Source organism: Oleiphilus sp. HI0079 (assembly GCF_001635105.1).
This window is the reverse complement of record NZ_LWFT01000258.1, coordinates 1-590: the sequence shown is the minus strand read 5'-3', so window position 1 is coordinate 590 and position 590 is coordinate 1. Positions and strand designations below refer to the sequence as shown.

At 51.9% G+C, this 590-nt stretch carries 1 protein-coding gene; it reads right to left on the bottom strand.

Annotated elements, in window-relative coordinates; all coding sequences use genetic code 11:
- On the bottom strand, positions 1-590 hold a 590-nt coding region (locus A3750_RS03760; protein ID WP_255374863.1), incomplete at both ends, for a penicillin-binding transpeptidase domain-containing protein.

Below are 590 nucleotides of genomic sequence, written 5' to 3'. Positions count from 1 at the left end.
CCCTCTTACCTTCGTCAGCCAAAGCCGATTCTTGATTTGCATGCATTAAAGGCGCTAAATCATCTGGCGCGACGTCTAGAATACGCATCGCACCGTTGATCACACGAGAAAAGACGGGAGCAGCGACTTCGCCACCATAATACTCGGCGCCCGCAGGCGCCTCGATAACGACAACGGCAGCTATCTTTGGTTTTGAGGTCGGTGCCACACCGGCAAATAGTGCCTTGTACTCATCTGAGTTATAACCATTTCGGCCAACAGTGTGCACTGTGCCGGTCTTACCGCCCACAGCATATAGTGGAACCTGCGCCCGCGTGCCGGTACCGCCCTTCTCGACAACGGCTCGCATCGATTGAACAAGATCAGCGGATATATCGCTACTTAGCACTTGGAGCGACGCATCATTTTGCTCTTTCCTAATCAAACTGAGACTGTGCTTGTGGCCGCCATTGCCTAAAATCATATACGCCTGAGCGAGTTGGAGCGCCGTAGTACTTAGGCCGTAACCGTAAGACATTGCAGCCAATTCAACAGGACGCATAGAAAAAGGATCTGGTAATTGGCCGATATTCTCTCCAGGAAAGCCGATC